A 17,500-nucleotide genomic window follows, 5' to 3' on the forward strand; every position below is an offset into this window, starting at 1 on the left:
CCTACCAAACTTGTATTTATTAACAAAATTGAAAGTTATGAGTCTCCCCCAGACCCCCTCTTTTCAACACAATCACCATTATAGATAAATACTATATGACAAATCTAAAGGCCGTCCGCTGTTACCTTTTTTTGTTGCTGATATAGTTGCTAATATTTGGAATTAATAAGGAGTTATAAAAGGGAGGTACGACCGGTTATGCACTCCGTTTAACTTCCAAATGTTGGTATTTTGCTTACAAAAAAACGATTGGGACAGCGGTGGCTCGGGAGTAGGTCTAAATGCCTTTTGTGAAGTATAAAAACATAGGAGGCGGGACTAAATAATTAAATGGAATTCCGATGAAAAGCGGACTCCGTTCACGATTTCGTATTGGAATGGAGTGCGCTTCCCGGCAGCGCGGGAAGGGCAAACGGAATGGAAAGTAGCAATCGGGGATGGTGTTCAAGACCTATGTAGGAAAGCTCTTTGCCCGGAATGGAGCGATTCCTGCCCCTTCGGCAGGCGGACGCGGAATGGAGCGGCAATGTGCTGACCGGGTTATGGAAAAGGATAATCCTCTTGAAGTAGGATTTAAAGCGGACTTGACTTCAAAGCTATAGCCGGGAATGGAGTTTGACTGCTTCCTGATTTTTCTCGGGAATGGGCGGGCAAGTGGAATGGGAATCGGAAGCTTTGGAGTTGTGTCCAAGACCTTTGTAATGAAGCGCTTTTCCCGAAATGAAGCTTTTTCGCGGAATGTAGGGGAATGGGCTGAGTGGGATAATGGAAATGCAATTCTCTTGTTAAATAAGATGGAATTATAAAATTCTATTCAGCTTCGGATGTTAATATTTCACAGGTTCTATCAAGGATTTCTAATAATTCTTTCCAATTAAATATTCTCAATTTATCAAGTTTTTCGTCGTGAAGAACTAAATTATTGATTGATAGCTTTAAATCATTCAAACTGTCAAAATCATCAGGAAACATATGTTTTAAACTTGAACTCTTATAGCGTTCTTGCATTGCTTTAGTAAAGTGTACTAAAGTGTCATTACTAACAGAATTTAAAACGATAAAAAGTTGATCCCCATTTATATACTTTAAAAAATCTTTAGAATATTTCTTTGACTCAAAGAGTTGGTTTAAATCTTCAATATTTTCATTTTCGAGTAATTCCATCAATATATTGCTTTCTGAAGCTTCGGATTCCTCTTTAATAACTTTATGCACAGCAATAATTTTGTCCCGTATTGGTTGCATTTCAGGTATGCTTACAGCAAAATGCGCTAAATTTTCAAAAATCCTATCGTTGATTTCCTTACGCTTTGAAGCTAAATCCAAGCCTTTTAAAAGTATATCGTCGATTTCTTGTGATGTTTTTGCTACTAAGCCATTCTGTGAAAAAAAGTGATAAAAATTTGAGAGCCTATCATAATCATATATAGAATAAAGACCATTTTCAGCATTCCGTAATACGTTTGCCACTAATTTTTCAAATTCATTTCCATCAATAGACCTAAAATTATAAGTAACGAGCCTCATAAATTCCAATACCTCTTTGGGATGTTCTTCGGGCTTTCTTTTTTCCAGTTCATCTATTAAATTTTTAACATCAAGATACCCTGAAAGGATATAAGTATAAATGCTTCCGTAAAATTGAAACTCATTGATTCTACTTTCCACATACCTCAAATAGAATTTTTCAGCATAGGTCGGCTCTATCTCTGGTTCTTTTTTATCTTCTGGAAAGAAGCTATTCATTGGAACACTTTTACCTCTATTTTGATACCAAAAATAAGATGTATTTTCCAGCCCATTAAAATCATTACTCTCATCAGATTTTAAATGACCTCTCTTGAACTCAATTGAAATAAGAGCTGTAAACAGAATAACCTCTTCTTGAAATTCCGTAGCTACATCTTTCAGGCTTCTGTGAATTTTAAAAAGACTCTCTAAAAAGAACGATATAATTCTCAAATTATATTCTTCGTATTCATAAAATATCCCGTAGATATAGTCTTTATTTTGCTTTAAAAATGTAAAATACGCATCTTCGGAAGTATATGTTTTATAGAGAGTCGGAAGGACTTTTTCCAGTTCAGGTTCATAATTCAGTTCTCTGCCTATAACTTTTTCTTTAATCTTTAAATACTGAGCATTGTCATCAATTTTAATTGCATCAGCCAAGATTAAACATTTCAAGTTTTTGTGCTCTACGAAGTCATTTATAAAGCCGAATAATTCTTTTATAGGTATTTGGCATCTTTCAAGGTCATCAAAACAAAGAACTTTATCATTAAACTTTAAGCCATCTAAAGTAACACCACTCAAAATATTACTGAAATCAACCTTGAAAAACTTGATTACGGTATTTCCTATGTTACCAGTTAGTCTTGCTATATTTTTTAAAGCTTTATTTTCAGGTTTTCCAAAAAAAGGAATTAATTTAATCATCAATTGCTGTTGCAACTGCTCTACGGTTTTCAAACCATTCAACGAAATATATAATGGCTTTAGCTCTTGTTTTTTGACTATTGCGTGCAGCGTTTTTTTCCAAAAAAAGGTCTTGCCACTTCCCCAAGTACCATTAATTAGTAAAGCGTATTGTGTTGCCTCTTTCTTTAAATATTCTTTAAAAATCTCTTCAATATGTGCAGTCTGCATATTGTGGCGTGTTTAACTGTTTAATACTGATCTCAAATTATTCTTGGTTTTAAGCATTCTCCTCTTTTTTAAACTGGTAACAATTCCACAGCCTTACACCAATAATAAAAAATGCTTTTATCTGGTTGGCGTTTCAATTTATTCAAGTATGCCCAATCTGTTTTGTCAATAGTAAGTTTGCTTAAATCTTGACCCTCATAATATTCAATTTCAGACACTTCTGGTTGTAAAAGGATGGCATTCAAATAAGCTACTCTGGCCGAAGCTGCTAATGCATCTTCAATTCTGAAATTTCCGGTCATTAAAAATGCACCACCAAAACTGCGAATACCCAAATTCAAATCTGTAAATTTCTTTTTTGATTCGGCAGTTGGGTTGCGTTCCCTTCTAGCAATAATGGTGCAAGTGTTTATGGAATCCCAAAGTACGTCTGCTTCTGTAAGTTTCCTGCTGCTAAAATCTTTATCTAAACTTCGATAGGATAATTCGGCTTTCGCAAAAGCCGAAAAACTTTTCTTTACCATTTCCATATCTGTAATGTTTTCAAATAGTTTTCCTAAATCGAACATTTGCTTGCAAATTTCCATTGCAAAGAGCTGGTCTTTTTTGTAATAAGGTATACCGATGGTTTCCGGTGCAAAAGCAGTTAGCTTGTCGCCACAAATGGCATTTATAGAAGGTGTTGTAATTGTTGTTGCAGTTCCGTCATACGATAGCCACGGTGTATTTATGGAAGACTCGATTAGCTCAGGGTAGTGCGGACTATCAAAAAGAATGTCCAACAGAATTGTTCCTGGAACGTTCGGGTTATACACCGAATTAAATTCAAAAGTATAATGTGCCTTGGGTACACCTTCCTTGTAGCTTCGACGTTCATTCAATACGTGTTTTTTGAAATGGGAATTGGAAACTACCGCATCAAGAATTTTTTCTAAAGGTTCACGGGTTACACTTGAAATTATATCGATATCGATTGAAAATCGATTTCCTTCTTTGAGCAATAGTACTAGCGACGTTCCCCCTTTAAAAACAAAGTCTAGTCCAGCTTCCTTCAAATGTTCCAATAAAAATAATGCGTGCACCATCTTTTCGAGAATAGTTGCGTTAATAGCCTTGTGTTCTTTTTTTGCACGGAAGCTGTCCAGCCATTCTTTCGTGAAACTTTTATTATCAATCATATTGGATGTCCTCTAGAAAATTTGGAATATGGTTACTTATAAATTGTTTGATTTCCTGTTCTTTCCTACGCCGTTTGGCATAGCTGAACAGTTTTGTGAAATTAATACTGTAGCGGTCTATTATCTTTTCATAAATGTTTATCATTTCAGAACCTTGATAAAAATGAAACAAATCTTCATCTGCAAACAGATCCACCATTATTTTTTCAAGTGTTGCAATAGACACAACTGCTTTTTTATTTTCAAATTTAATAATTGGGGCTCGTGTAACGAGGTTTTTGATGACAACTGGCACGTTACTTTCAGAAATATAAAACTGGATTTCCTTTTCATCGGGGTTAAGAAAAAAATCCATTCGCATAGTATCATTGAGGTAATAATAAAGTGAATCGGCAAATTCCTTTTCTACTTCGACTACAATCATTTCATTGGATGTCTGGTGCTGAGAAAACTCGTTTAGCCATTCGGTTTCCCATACAGCATATTTAATATCCTCATAACGTTCATTTGTTTTGCGAGCTATTTTAAATACGCTATCAGATAGTACTGGTTTATACTTGGGTTTGTAGGATATTACATATAATCCACGTCCAATAGTTTTAATAATATCTTTTTTTTTAAGGTCATAAATCCGCCAACTAAAAGTACTTTCTTTCAAGTCTGGTTCAGATTCCAAATAGAAGTGAAATAGCTCGTCCCTATCGAAGGATTTTCGCTCCTTAAATACCTCTATAATCTTATTTTCTATAACTTTTGGCATAACCTATGTATCTAAACTTTGCCAAATATACAAAAAAGTGGTAAATATTTGAAAACTAATTATTGCCACTATGCAGATAAAGTGGTAAATATTTGAAATGGTTGGTTTTGTCGTTTTTTTAAATACCAACTAAAATTATCGTATGAAATGGTATTTAAAGCGGACTTGACTTCAAAGCTGTAGATGGGAATGGAGTTTGGCCGCTTCCCGACCTTTCTCGGGAATAGGCGGACAAGTGGAATGGAAATCGGAAGCTTTAGAGTTGTGTCCAAGACCTTTGAAATGAAGCGCTTTTCGCGGAATGGAGCTTTTTCTGCGGAATGTAGGGGAATGGGCTGAGTGGGATTGCAAAGCTAACTTTCCAAATAAATTCTTTTGCTCAGAATAAAAAAAATCCAGTTTAAGGTACTGGATAAACCTATTATGACATTAAGCCATTTCATAAACGACATCGAACAGTTTTTTGTCCAAGCGTTCCTGTTGTGAAAAGCTTTTTTTCAATGTATTGTGAAGCATTTGATTGAAAGCATTATAGCCTATCCACAAATTAGGTTTTTCATCAAGTAACAACGCTTCGTTATCCAGAATTTCAAGTATTTCCCGGGATTTCTTTGAAGGATCATTGTTCTTATCGCTACATTCGTACCGGAACAATTTCGTGCTTTCCAGAATTTCTTTTACAAATTCCTTGGTGTCGATGATTTCAAATTCCCTCATTCTGTCGAACTTCTTGGTAATGGTGTAAAATTCATTGTCCAAGAACTTATCGAACAGATTGTTCAACCTTGGCATTATCAGGTCGGTATTGTTCTTACTATGCTTGATGGAAAACTCAATTTCCGCTTGTGAAACGTGTAGGCCATTGGAGCATACTTCCCTATAAAAGCCAAAATGTCCAGAAGTTTTCTCGCTACCATCATAGGAATTCTTAAACCGCAGCATCGGCAGTATCAGGTCTTTTTCATTCTTTACCGAAAATTGGTTGTTATCATCAATGATAAAGTCGGTAATGAAAGACCTATCATTCCTGTTGATTGTCCGCTTCTGATAATTCAGTCTGGCATCGGTCAACATTTCTTCGGCCTTTTTGAAGAAAAGTTCGTTCGGTACGTGGCCGTAGCTGTTCGATACCACGTTGACAATTTTGCCATTCGAAATTATGGCATTTTCAAGTCCCCTTCGGGATTCCATCTGGGTCAGGCTTTTCAAGGATTTCATTTCTGATGGAACGAAGATTTCATCCTGCTGTAAATTTGATAAATACATAACATTTGATTTTAGTTAAACAATTAATATTTAAGCTAGAACCAAACGGAAGATAAAATCTCAGCTCAAAAGGAAACGGAATATAAATAGCGAGTGCGGGAGCGGCTTTATGCCGTAAGCTTTTGATGGGAGTATTTTACGAGTTTACCTTTGCGCATATATTGATTGAATACTATACCTCCCTTTTTAAGGAAAAAAGAAAACCTACTCTTGGGGAGTAGGCTTCCTGTTTTAAGGATTTGAAGTTACCTTAGAGTTCAAATTTTACAATCTGTTCCTCAATTTCGGATTTTCGTTCCTCCAAAGTGGACTGTAAGTGAGTTGTAACCAATTTGATAAGGTTCGTATTGGTCGTTTTAAATTCCAAATTGTGGGAATCCCGGATGTAAAATGAAGCTGAATCCCCTTGGTTATAGTTGAACTTTGTCAACTCGCTCAAGGTCTGGTTCAACCGTTCCCGTTGGGTGGCCAATCCTCTCAGTTTTTCAAAATTTTGGATCCGGTCATCCAAACTGATGGTAGCTTTTTTCGATGCTACCGCTTTTTCTGTTGAAGCAGCTTTTCCAATGGCTTCATCGGTCAGCTTTTTCTGTACTTCCTTTTTAACGGATGCATTTTCCTTTTTTGCAGTTCCGTTTTGTTTTACTGTTGTTGCCATAATTAAAATTTTTAAGTTAAACATTATTTTAAATCGTTTTGGCAGCTTGTAAGGCAACGAGCAATACCAAAACAGGGCATTAACAGCCACAGGGAGGAAGGGGCAAGGTATGAGCGGTTATTTTTCGCAGAAAAATGTTCGGCATCCCGAAGGGCTTGACCTTGACCAAGCGGTGGAAGGTGGCTACATTTGCCCCCGGTTTGGTTTTGGTTGCCTCAGCTGACCGAAACAAAAAATGACTTAACGCAGAAATTTATGGCTCAATACAAAACCTAAATCTGCAAGGGATTATTAGACGAAAAAAAAAGAGTGCCGACTGGATTAGAACCTAAAAGGTGTTTTCCAAATCAAATTATTGATAGTGCACCCTTGTTTCGGCCTTGTCCGTGGTGTTTAATTTACTACGCAACGAACGCATATCAGATGACACTTTTTGTTCGATGACCCTGGCGTAGATTTGCGTTGTGGAAAGCTTTGTATGACCGAGTAATTTTGAAACGGTCTCAATGGGCACGCCATTGGAAAGCGTAACCGTAGTAGCAAACGTGTGCCTTGCCGCGTGGAACGTAAGCTTCTTATTGATTTTTAGGATAGCAGCTACTTCCTTCAAATATTTATTGATTTTTTGATTAGAAAATACCGGCAGCAATTTTTCGCTTTTGTTTTCAGTTCCCTGGTCATACTTTTTCAGGATGTCAAGGGCTTTATCCAAAAGCGGTATTTTTACCGCTTCATCGTTCTTTTCCCTTTTTGTGAATATCCAGTAATCCCCATCGATGCCGCGTACAATATGGTCGTCGCAAAGCAACTTCACGTCGATATAGGACAGACCCGTATAACAGGCAAAAACAAAAACGTCCCTTGTTTTTTGGTGCATCCCTTTTGAAAGCTGACTGGATTCCAGAACTTCAAGTTCCGATTGGGACAGAAATGCTCGCTGGTGTTTTGTGAACTTTAGCGAGAACCTCACAAAGGGGTCTTTTTCGATCCACTCCAACCGAAGGGCAAGGTTCATCATCTTTTTCAAGCGTTCCAAATGTTTCATAACCCCATTGTTCTTTAGGGGCTGGGAGCGGTTTATGGATTTTCCATTACGAAGGAACTGTTCAAAGTCAATGATGAATTTATAGGATAATTGTTTAAGGAAAACATCGTTGGTCTTTAGTTTGTGCTTCAAATACCGTTTGATATAGCGTTCCGTAGTGAAGTAATTTTTCAAGGTGCCGGGCTTGAGTACCGAAACCATATTCTTATTATGGTAGGAAACCAGTTGAAGCAGCGTTTTGTGCTGTTCATCTTCTCCGAGATACCGGGCCTTGATGGCCTGGGCGGTAACATATTTGGATTCGCCCAGAAGCTGTTTGTGGCAAGCCAACAAATCGGAATACACTTGGTCAAGGTAAACATTGAGTGCCTTGCCGTCGGAAGTCCTTAGTGTTGACCTTTTGGAACGGGTATCCCAATAGGTAACCGATGTGGATCGTTTTAAACTGATCTCGGCACGTTTTCCATCGACCGTGATACGGGCATAAATAGGTGCAAAATCATCTTTTGCTTTGGCCATACTCAGCCAAAAATGAATGGTAAAAGTCTTGGAAGTCTGCATAAACTCTCGCTTTAAGTGAATAATCGATTTGTTTACGAAAGTCAAATCGCTGCGAAAGTCAAGTCTATTGAATTACCAATGTAGTGAAAATTCCGGTAATAAATCAGGTAACCGAATAGGTAACCTTTGAATTGATATTAAAGCCAATCTTATGATTTTAAGAAAAATGAAAATCCTTGATTTTCATAAGATTAGCTATATTTTGGTGTCTATTGACACCGTAATTGTCGGGGTGGCAGGATTCGAACCTGCGACCTCCTGCTCCCAAAGCAGGCGCGATGACCGGGCTACGCTACACCCCGATGGTGTATTTAAATTCAGTAGCGGAGAGACAGGGATTCGAACCCTGGCGACGGTTACCCGTCGACAGATTAGCAATCTGCTCCATTACCACTCTGGCACCTCTCCTAAAGAACGCTGCGTATCTCTCGAAACGCGGGTGCAAATATATATCTAAGTTTTGGATCAGCCAAAGGTTTTTTATGAATTTCTGTAACTTTTTTTCAATCTTTTTTTAACTATCTGAAAACAAGAAAATCACAAAAACTTTATTCAGGATATTCAATTCGCAAATGATAGATATTATTGAGTTTTGACTTCAATACTTTTTTGATAACCTGTATTTCCTTAAAAGTAATAGTCGCATTCAGAAACTGATTTTCGTCCATTTGTTTATTGATGATCTTTTCAACAAAAGAATCTATCAATACAGACGTTGGATTCTTCAAACTCTTGCTGGCAGCTTCCACACTATCAGCCATCATTAAAATGGCTGTTTCTTTGCTAAAAGGCAAGGGTCCGGGATAGCTAAAATCTTCAATATTCACATCTTCATCCTGTTCCTGAGCTTTCTTATAAAAATAATAAACAGTGCTGGTACCATGATGCGTTCTTATAAAGTCTATAACGCGATCCGGAAGGTTATTTTTCCGTGCGATTTCAATACCATTGATAACATGATCAATTATGATACGTGCACTCTCTCGAGGAGAAAGGTCTTCGTGTGTATTAATCCCTGTTGATTGATTTTCGGTGAAATCTGTAGGATTAACCATTTTGCCGATATCATGGTACAAAGCCCCTACTCGTACAAGCATAGAATTAGCTCCTATTTCATTTGCTGCAGCTTCTGCGAGGTTAGCTACGTTTAAACTATGATGAAACGTTCCTGGGGCTTTATTTGCCAGATCTTTTAAAAGCTTTGAATTGGTATCTGTAAGTTCTAATAAAGAAAGATCACTCACCAAACCAAAAATCTTTTCGTAAGCATAAATCAAAGGTTGTACAAAAAGTGTTGCAAGTCCGGTGATGATAAACGTACTGAAGGTTTCCCACTCCAGATTTTCTACCGTGCCTTCATGAATTATATGAAAAGCAAAATAGCCGATGATATAAATGAACGTAATCTGACCCACCGAAATAAACAAGTTAGCACGCTTATAGAGCTCAGAAATGGTTAGTATCGTTACAATACCCGCTATAACCTGCAGGAACATATACTCTGAAGTATTAGGCACGATAAAGCCTAAAAGTAAAATCGTTATCACATGGGTAAAAAGGCCCAACCGGGAATCAAAAAACGCTTTGATCACTAACGGCAGAATACATAAAGGAACTACATAAACATAATTTGCATCATACTTTACAATTAGCGTTGTAAACAATACCATCAAGATGATATTAAAGAAGATAAAAGTGACTTTGGTATTATTTTCAAAAACTAACTCTCGGTAAGTTTTTATAAACAGTAATAGCATGGTTAGTGCTACCGAAACCAAAAGCACATAGCCAAAAACTACCCAATTGTATTTACTGGCTGTCCATGTTTGAGATTCATATTCTGCTTGAAGTGATTTTAGAATTTGATACGTACTTTGCTCTACGATCTCGCCTTTGGCGACAATACGACTTCCTTTATTCACTACACCTTTAGTAGGAGCTATTTTGCTCATTTCAGCATTAAGCTCTTTATTGGTGAGTTTTTCATCATAGGTGACGTTTGGCTGCACAACATCAAAAAACAATTCTTTAAACCGGTTAACAGCTTGTACATAGGGACCATTAACCAACTTTCTATTGATGAGTGCTGTGATTTCATCCGTAGTGTTTAGATTTTCAATTGAAGTTTCCTCTATTTCATTTCCGCGCCGTAAATAAATTTTTCGGCCTTCTTGAAAAGCTGTTAAATCATTAACGACACCGTACTTGTAGATTTCATCTATAATTTTTAAACCAAAAGCTTTCAGTTCACGCTGTCTGTCTCTAAAAATTGAATCGGTAAAAACTGAGGCAAACTGATTTTCATAAGCAGCTTTAGCTTCATTAGCAATATCATGATCGTATATAAAATAGGGAATAATATTGTTCTCCACTTCTGCCTTTTCCTGATCTAGCTGATCCTGACTTTTTAAAATAGCAAAATCTACCGGAGCATATAAATTATCATACTGCCAGGGTTTATTCTGCTGAAAATCAAACTGAAATTTTCCGCTCTTCGGAAAAAGATATACGATAAGAATTGTGCTTACAATACAAAGCAAAACCTTATATATAGAACCTTGATTTTTATAGAATCGGTTTAAAATAGTACTCATAAAAAAGCTGTGAAACAGTATTAATACAATTCAAAAAAACTGTTTCCAAGCGTTTTAAAACCTGAGCAACAGAATATTGAAGGTATTCTGGTAAAAGTAAATAACCTTATGATAAAATCATGAGGTCTTAACAATGATAAAACCTTTGACTTCGAGGTTTGCTCCGAAGCATTTAAATCTCGATTATCTAGTAAAAGTACTAAAATTAAACGGGACGTTTACGCTGTTAAGCATAGGCTAAAATATAACGTTTTCGTTAGTATTTGCTTAAGTTTGTATCACACAAAAAATTACATTATGCAAAAAGAAATTGTCATTGTCTCGGCTGTTAGAACGCCAATAGGAAGCTTTTTAGGATGTCTGTCATCCTTAACTGCTGTTACGCTGGGAACAACAGCTATAAAAGGAGCTTTAAAGAAAATCAACCTCGACCCTAACCTTGTCAATGAAGTTTTTATGGGTAATGTAGTACAGGCCGGTGTTGGTCAGGCTCCTGCGAGACAGGCGGCTTTAGGTGCAGGTATACCCAATTCGGTGCCTTGTACTACGGTAAATAAAGTTTGCGCTTCTGGGATGAAAGCGGTGATGTTTGCTGCACAATCTATCGCATTAGGTGATAACGAAATTGTAATTGCAGGTGGGATGGAAAGTATGAGTCAAATTCCGCATTATGTACATATGCGCAACGGACAAAAATTTGGTCCTGCAACACTTATTGACGGCATGCAAAAAGATGGACTCGTTGATGCTTATGACGGAAATGCAATGGGAGTTTGTGCAGATCTTTGCGCGAAGGAGTATGAATTTTCACGTGAAGATCAAGACGCGTTCGCTATAGAAAGTTACAAGCGTTCTGCTGCTGCCTGGGAAGCTGGTAAATTTAATGATGAAGTAATCCCGGTTGAAGTGCCACAGCGACGAGGAGAGCCTCTTGTAATTAAAGAAGATGAAGAGTTCAAGAATGTGCGCATAGATAAAATTTCAAGTTTACGCCCTGCATTTTCTAAAGATGGTACAGTGACTGCTGCCAATGCTTCTACGATCAATGATGGTGCTGGAGCTGTTATTTTAATGACTAAAGAAAAAGCGGAAGAATTAGGTTTAGAAATTCTGTGTACTATAAAAAGTTATGCCGATGCTGCTACAGAACCTGAATGGTTTACTACAGCTCCTTCTAAAGCTTTACCGAAAGCTCTGGCAAAAGCTGGTGTTTCTCAAGATGAGATTGACTTCTTTGAATTTAATGAAGCATTCTCTGTTGTAGGTCTTGCTAATATGAAAATTCTAGGCCTTTCTTCTAAAAATGTAAACGTAAATGGAGGAGCTGTTTCTTTAGGTCATCCCTTAGGTTGCAGTGGTGTGCGTATTTTAATCACCTTAATAAATGTACTTAAACAACAACATGCAAAATTAGGTGCTGCAGCAATTTGTAATGGCGGCGGCGGCGCATCTGCAATGGTAATTTCAAGATAAATTCACGAGCATTTGTATCTCGCTTTGTGAGTAAAAATCATTTGAATTACTTTTACCAAAATTTCAAAACCGCCTGATGAACTACGGCATTTGCCCATTAAGTATTGTACCGATACGTTTAGAACCTGCTGATGCAGCAGAGATGGTTAATCAAGTACTTTATGGTGAACATTTTAAGGTGCTTGAAATTCGTAAAAAATGGAGTCGTATTCGTCTTGCTCATGACAAATATGAGGGCTGGATAGATAACAAGCAGTATAAAGAAATTACTGAAGAAAACTATTCTACTGCTGAAGAACGTATGCCACTTCTTGCGAGTGATTTACTTCAGATGGCAACATCGTCTGATGCTCACGTATTAAGTTTACCGCTTGGTGCTCAATTAGCAAATCTTGATCTTACCGGAGATCACTATGACGGAAATTTTATTTCGGATAAAAAGGAAAAATCTGCCTTTATAAATACAGCGCTTTTGTATTTAAAAAGCCCCTATTTATGGGGAGGAAGAACTCCTTTTGGTCTGGATTGCAGCGGTTTTACCCAGATGGTTTATCGGCTTAATGGCCACGCACTTTTTCGTGATGCATCACAGCAATCAGCTCAAGGTGAAGCCTTAAGTTTTATTGAAGAAAGTGAGCCGGGTGATCTAGCATTTTTTGATAATGACGAAGGACGTATTGTACATGTCGGTATTATGCTTCATGATAATTATATCATTCACTGTCACGGGGAGGTTCGCATAGATCGCATTGATCACACTGGTATTTATAACGTAGACCGAAGAACACATACTCATAAATTGCGTGTTATCAAACGTATTCTATAGAAAACAAAAACGGTGATACTTTAAAGTATCACCGTTTTTGTTTTAAAGATTTTACAAATCTTAATCCTCTTTTTGATATTTAGCTTTTTTAGAACCAGCATAGATATCATATTTCACTAAACGTGATTCTAAAGATCCATTATATAATTTAATTTTTCTGGAAGTTCGCAGACCTACATGTTTAAGAGATTCTAGGTTTGAGGTAATAAACCAAGCTTCTGTATCTTTATAATTTTGTTTCAGCGTATCTCCTATATTTTTATAAAACGGTTCCATATCTATTTCTAATCGCTCTCCGTAAGGGGGATTAAAAACCATATGCAAATGACGTTCGCGTTCTTTTTCCGAAGTGAAAAAATCAGCCTGCTTAACCGTTATAAACTCATCTAATTCAGCATTTTTAATATTCTCTTTGGCTTTTTCAACAGCAGATGGTGCCTTATCATACCCACTTATAGTAAAGTGAAATTCTCGAATCTTCTTTAGCGCAGCCGCTTCAATAGTATCAAACAAATCAGGGTCCCAATCATGCCAGTTTTCAAAGCCAAATTGTCTTCGGTTTAAATTAGGTGGAATATTACACGCAATCATTGCTGCTTCTATAAGCATAGTTCCACTACCACACATAGGATCCAAAAAATCACTGTGCCCCTTCCAACCGGCAAGCATTAGACAGCCCGCTGCGAGAACTTCATTTATAGGTGCAATATTTGTAGCCAAGCGATAACCGCGCTGATGCAGAGAAACCCCACTACTATCTAATGAAATTGTACATCTATTCTCTCTGATATGAACATCTATACTCAAACTTGGAAATTTTAGATCTACACTGGGGCGCTCCCCTGTGTTTTCTCTAAACTGATCTACAACAGCATCTTTTGCCTTTTGAGCCACAAACAATGAGTGAGTAAATTGCTCCCCGCTAATAGTGGCATTTATAGCAAAGGTGTCATTAACACGCATATATTTGCTCCAGTCAATACTCTTTACCGCAGCATACAATGCATTCTCATCCTTAACAACAAAAGACTTTAATGGCTTAAGGATTTTAATTGCGGTACGGCAACACAAATTAGCCTTGTACATAAAGCCTGTATCACCACTAAAACCAACACTACGCGTACCTATCTCTATATCTCCTGCTCCCAGCTCGCGCAACTCACGAGCTAATAATTCTTCAAAACCAAATAAGGTTTTTGCGAGCATTTTAAAGTTCTCTTCCATTGCAAAAATTTAGATTGCAAAAATAGGTTAATTTTGTCGGCTTGCTACGACTAACCATTCCTAGCTGAATTTATATGATCTTTATTTTACCTATTGCTGCTGTCACTTTAGGCTTTTTAATAGCGTTAATCTTTAAACCTACTCTAAATAATACGGTAAAATTACTGCTATCCTTTAGTGGTGCATTCTTATTATCTATCACCATTTTTGAATTTTTACCCGGGCTTTATGCATCGGACTCTAAACAAATTGGTTTATATATAATGGGTGGTTTACTTCTGCAGATCTTACTAGAATTTTTATCGAGAGGAGCAGAACACGGTCATTTACACCTTGACTCCAAAACCAAATCTATTCCTTGGTTACTTTTCATTAGCCTTGCTGTACATTCTATGTTTGAGGGATTCCCGTTATCGCAAAATCAGGATTTAGTTTATGGGATTGTAATTCATAAAATACCCATCGCAATTATAATAAGTTCCTTTTTGCTAGTATCAAATATCAGTAAAGCTAAAATTCTTATTTTTCTGGTTTTCTTTGCTTTGATGACCCCACTAGGAAGTTATTTAGGCATATTACATTTATGGTCTGAGAGCATCAAAAATAACATCAATGCTTTAGTTGTAGGCGTACTCCTACACGTTTCCACAACAATTTTATTTGAATCTTCTAAGAACCACCAGTTCAATGCAACAAAATTTGGTGCAATCCTCTTAGGTATTGGTCTCGCTTATATCCTCTAATTATGTTTAGCAGGGAAGAGTCAAAACAAATACGCGAGCAATTCTGGATTTTCTTCGGAAAAAGACATCCACGAAAGTGGTTACTATACGACACAAAAATCAAGGAAATCAACCTAAAGTTTAGCTTTGACACTAAAAAAGCCATAGTCTCTTTTGATATCGAAACGCACGATGATATTTTCAGAACGTACTACTATGAAAAATTTGAAAGTTTAAAAAATCTATTAAAGGCTGAAATTTCAGAGGAAATCATCTTAGATCAAGAGTATTTGCGCAGTAGTGGTAAAATCATCTCAAGAATTTATGTTGAGAAAAACGGAGTCAACATTCATAACAAAACTCATTGGCCTGAGGTGTTTGAGTTCTTCTATACCGAAATGCCAAAATTTGAATTATTCTGGTACGAATATCAAGATTTTATTACAGCTTAAATAACATCGACCAAAATAAATAAAAAATGACAGATGCTTCCTGCTAATACAAATAAATGCCAGATAAAATGATTAAACGGAATTTTGTGTATTGCATAAAATAAAATTCCTACGGTATAAAAACCACCTCCAAGCATCAATAAATTTATTCCTTGTTCTGAAGACACTGCAACCAGATTGTCCCAATCTAAAACTATGAACCATCCCATAACGAGATAAAGTAGCAGTGATAAAATCTCAAATCTACCTGTAAAAAATAGTTTTAAGATTGTTCCTACAGCAGCAATACCCCAAACCGTCCAGAAAATGATCCAACCATTTCCCGATTCTAATGAAATAAGCGCTACAGGTGTATACGTTCCGGCAATTAGAAAGTAAATACTTATATGATCTATTTTTCTAAAAATCTTTTTCCACGATACGTGAGCAACCAGATGATAAACGGTAGAAGCAGTATAAAGTATGAGAATAGAAAACCCGTAAAACAAAATACTTAAAGTGCTGAAATCAGACTTATAGTTAGCTTCAGTTAACAGAAAATAAATACCTGCAATCCCTAAAAATACCCCAATAGCATGGGATAAGGCATTCCAAAATTCCTCTTCTTTCCAATTTAGGTTTAAGTGTTCCATATACAAACAAGTTACTTCAATAAAAGCTTTTATGAGTTAACCCTTACTCAAGTGTACAATTCAAATACATAGTAGGCTATAATACGAGAAACTTTCAAAAGCCTTATGTTTCTTATTCAGGATTTTACTATTTTTAAATCAATCCTTGAATTTGACAATCCTTTTATTCCCGATTCTTATGATCCATAGCAAACTAGTACCATTCTTAAAAGTTTTTATTTTAAGCGTTTTTATACTCAACGCAATCGCCTGTAAAAACACAACAGAACAAAAACCCATTGAAGATTCTCCTGCCGAACCTTTAGAAGAAGAATGGGTTTATCTTTTTGATGGAACAAGTCTTGAAGGATGGCGGGGCTATGGTCTAGACTCGCTCCCTCCCGGTTGGACTATCAAAGACAGTATACTTACATTTGACACAGAACTGGGACTTGAGCAAAATTATAAAGGCGGAAAAGATATTATCTACGGAGCTGAAGAATTTGATAATTTTGAACTTGATCTCGAATGGAAAATTCCTGAAGGTGGAAACAGCGGAATTTTTTACCATATTAAAGAAGGATACTCCGGCCCTCCTGTTGTTGCTCCTGAATATCAATTGATAGATGATGAGAATTATGCTAATATCCACGATTTAACAAGCTATAATTCGCAATTCAAAGCTGAACACCCTGAAGAATTACAAGACTGGCAGAGTACGGGAGCCGATTATGCTATGCATACCCCAGATCAATCTAAAAAACATCTAAACCCAGCAGGAGAATGGAATTCTACTAAAATAATATTTACTCCAGAGAAAGTAGAACATTGGCTTAACGGTGAAAAAATTCTGGCATTTGTTCCCTGGTCTGAAGAGTGGCAGCAAAAAAAACAATCGGGTAAATGGGATAATGCGCCTGATTACGGTAAGTACAGAACCGGGTATATCGGTCTACAAGACCACTCTAGTCCTATATGGTTCAAAAATATCAAAATCAAAAAGCTTTAAAACGAAACGGATGGCTGAACAAAATAATAAAAGAAGGGATTTCTTAAAAAAAAGCGGTGTCGGTGCTTTAGGCTTGATGACATCGGGTACTATTCTGGCTGCAGAAGATTTACCGAATGTAAAGAAATCCACCTCTTCTGATAAAAGTGAGATCATACGTACCGCACATATTGGTGTGGGAGGTATGGGAGCTGAAGATTTAAAAGCAATGGCTTCACATCCTCAGGTTAAAGTAACTGCGCTATGTGATGTAGATGCGATTAATTTGGCTACGGCTCATAAAAATCATCCGGAAGCACGTATTTTCTTTGATTACAGAGCTATGTTAAAAGAACTGGGCGACGAGATAGATGCTGTGGTTGTTTCGACTCCAGATCACAGCCATGCTCCGGCTGCCCTACTTGCGATGAAAAATCAAAAGCCTGTATATTGCCAGAAGCCTTTAACGCATTATGTATCTGAGTCTCGCGAG

The 17,500-nt window shown here is 36.8% G+C and carries 17 protein-coding genes and 2 tRNA genes (1 of these 19 cut by a window edge); 8 read left to right on the forward strand and 11 right to left on the reverse strand.

Translation table 11 applies throughout. The features are described from left to right. The first annotated feature begins 437 nt into the window (after nt 1-437). Both DSM02_RS20460 and DSM02_RS19915 read left to right on the forward strand, forming a co-directional pair. Nucleotides 438-602 (forward strand): hypothetical protein, encoded by a 165-nt coding sequence (locus tag DSM02_RS20460; protein WP_164918349.1) that lies wholly within the window; start codon nt 438-440, stop codon nt 600-602. A gap of 6 nt (nt 603-608) precedes the next feature. Continuing rightward, the gene (locus tag DSM02_RS19915) at nt 609-806 is read left to right on the forward strand and encodes a hypothetical protein (RefSeq protein WP_128767229.1); all 198 of its coding nucleotides are present in this window, start codon (nt 609-611) and stop codon (nt 804-806) included. A gap of 4 nt (nt 807-810) precedes the next feature. On the opposite strand, the gene DSM02_RS19920 is transcribed toward DSM02_RS19915, so the two are convergent. From DSM02_RS19920 to DSM02_RS19960, 9 genes are all read right to left on the reverse strand, one after another. Continuing rightward, complete coding sequence (locus DSM02_RS19920) at nt 811-2,649, reverse strand: P-loop NTPase fold protein (protein ID WP_128767230.1); 1,839 nt, start codon at nt 2,647-2,649, stop codon at nt 811-813. A gap of 68 nt (nt 2,650-2,717) precedes the next feature. Continuing rightward, nucleotides 2,718-3,827 (reverse strand): nucleotidyl transferase AbiEii/AbiGii toxin family protein, encoded by a 1,110-nt coding sequence (locus DSM02_RS19925; protein ID WP_128767231.1) that lies wholly within the window; start codon nt 3,825-3,827, stop codon nt 2,718-2,720. Continuing rightward, a complete protein-coding gene (locus DSM02_RS19930) occupies nt 3,820-4,587 on the reverse strand; it encodes a DUF6577 family protein (protein ID WP_128767232.1) in 768 nt (255 codons plus the stop codon). Before DSM02_RS19930 ends, DSM02_RS19925 begins: the two co-directional genes overlap by 8 nt. A gap of 429 nt (nt 4,588-5,016) precedes the next feature. Further along, on the reverse strand, nt 5,017-5,853 hold the full coding sequence (locus tag DSM02_RS19935) for a DUF932 domain-containing protein (protein WP_128767233.1): 837 nt from the start codon (nt 5,851-5,853) through the stop codon (nt 5,017-5,019). Nucleotides 5,854-6,103: 250 nt separating this feature from the next. Beyond that, nucleotides 6,104-6,511: a hypothetical protein gene (locus DSM02_RS19940; RefSeq protein ID WP_128767234.1), complete on the reverse strand. Its 408-nt coding sequence runs from the start codon at nt 6,509-6,511 to the stop codon at nt 6,104-6,106. Nucleotides 6,512-6,863: 352 nt separating this feature from the next. Then, nucleotides 6,864-8,117: a site-specific integrase gene (locus DSM02_RS19945; protein WP_128767235.1), complete on the reverse strand. Its 1,254-nt coding sequence runs from the start codon at nt 8,115-8,117 to the stop codon at nt 6,864-6,866. Nucleotides 8,118-8,344: 227 nt separating this feature from the next. Continuing rightward, nucleotides 8,345-8,419 (reverse strand) — tRNA-Pro (locus DSM02_RS19950). A gap of 22 nt (nt 8,420-8,441) precedes the next feature. Beyond that, nucleotides 8,442-8,525, reverse strand: a tRNA-Ser gene (locus DSM02_RS19955). Nucleotides 8,526-8,665: 140 nt separating this feature from the next. Then, nucleotides 8,666-10,711, reverse strand: coding sequence for an HD family phosphohydrolase (locus tag DSM02_RS19960; protein WP_128767236.1), 2,046 nt, complete (start codon nt 10,709-10,711; stop codon nt 8,666-8,668). Between the two features lie 297 nt (nt 10,712-11,008). Here DSM02_RS19960 and DSM02_RS19965 point away from each other — a divergent pair, with 297 nt between their 5' ends. Both DSM02_RS19965 and DSM02_RS19970 read left to right on the forward strand, forming a co-directional pair. Then, nucleotides 11,009-12,184: an acetyl-CoA C-acyltransferase gene (locus DSM02_RS19965; RefSeq protein WP_128767237.1), complete on the forward strand. Its 1,176-nt coding sequence runs from the start codon at nt 11,009-11,011 to the stop codon at nt 12,182-12,184. Nucleotides 12,185-12,260: 76 nt separating this feature from the next. Next, on the forward strand, nt 12,261-13,010 hold the full coding sequence (locus DSM02_RS19970; protein WP_128767238.1) for a C40 family peptidase: 750 nt from the start codon (nt 12,261-12,263) through the stop codon (nt 13,008-13,010). 60 nt (nt 13,011-13,070) lie between these two features. On the opposite strand, the gene DSM02_RS19975 is transcribed toward DSM02_RS19970, so the two are convergent. Further along, a complete protein-coding gene (locus tag DSM02_RS19975) occupies nt 13,071-14,234 on the reverse strand; it encodes a THUMP domain-containing class I SAM-dependent RNA methyltransferase (RefSeq protein WP_128767239.1) in 1,164 nt (387 codons plus the stop codon). Nucleotides 14,235-14,308: 74 nt separating this feature from the next. On the opposite strand from DSM02_RS19975, the gene DSM02_RS19980 reads away from it, so the two are divergent. Further along, a complete protein-coding gene (locus DSM02_RS19980) occupies nt 14,309-14,977 on the forward strand; it encodes a ZIP family metal transporter (protein ID WP_128767240.1) in 669 nt (222 codons plus the stop codon). Between the two features lie 2 nt (nt 14,978-14,979). Beyond that, nucleotides 14,980-15,408, forward strand: a complete 429-nt coding sequence (locus tag DSM02_RS19985; RefSeq protein WP_128767241.1) for a DUF4268 domain-containing protein — start codon at nt 14,980-14,982, stop codon at nt 15,406-15,408. On the opposite strand, the gene trhA is transcribed toward DSM02_RS19985, so the two are convergent. Then, entirely contained in the window at nt 15,405-16,040 is a 636-nt protein-coding gene (trhA, locus tag DSM02_RS19990; protein ID WP_128767242.1) for a PAQR family membrane homeostasis protein TrhA, read from the reverse strand. The genes DSM02_RS19985 and trhA overlap by 4 nt on opposite strands. Nucleotides 16,041-16,191: 151 nt before the next feature. Here trhA and DSM02_RS19995 point away from each other — a divergent pair, with 151 nt between their 5' ends. After that, nucleotides 16,192-17,028, forward strand: a complete 837-nt coding sequence (locus tag DSM02_RS19995) for a 3-keto-disaccharide hydrolase (RefSeq protein WP_240674118.1) — start codon at nt 16,192-16,194, stop codon at nt 17,026-17,028. 10 nt (nt 17,029-17,038) lie between these two features. Then, nucleotides 17,039-17,500: the 5' portion of a Gfo/Idh/MocA family protein gene (locus DSM02_RS20000; protein ID WP_128767243.1), read on the forward strand. 1,017 nt of this gene lie beyond the right edge of the window; only the first 462 of its 1,479 coding nucleotides appear in the window; the start codon lies at nt 17,039-17,041; the stop codon falls past the right edge of the window.

The sequence above is a fragment of the Leeuwenhoekiella polynyae genome (assembly GCF_004104075.1).
Classification (GTDB): Bacteria; Bacteroidota; Bacteroidia; order Flavobacteriales; family Flavobacteriaceae; genus Leeuwenhoekiella; species Leeuwenhoekiella polynyae.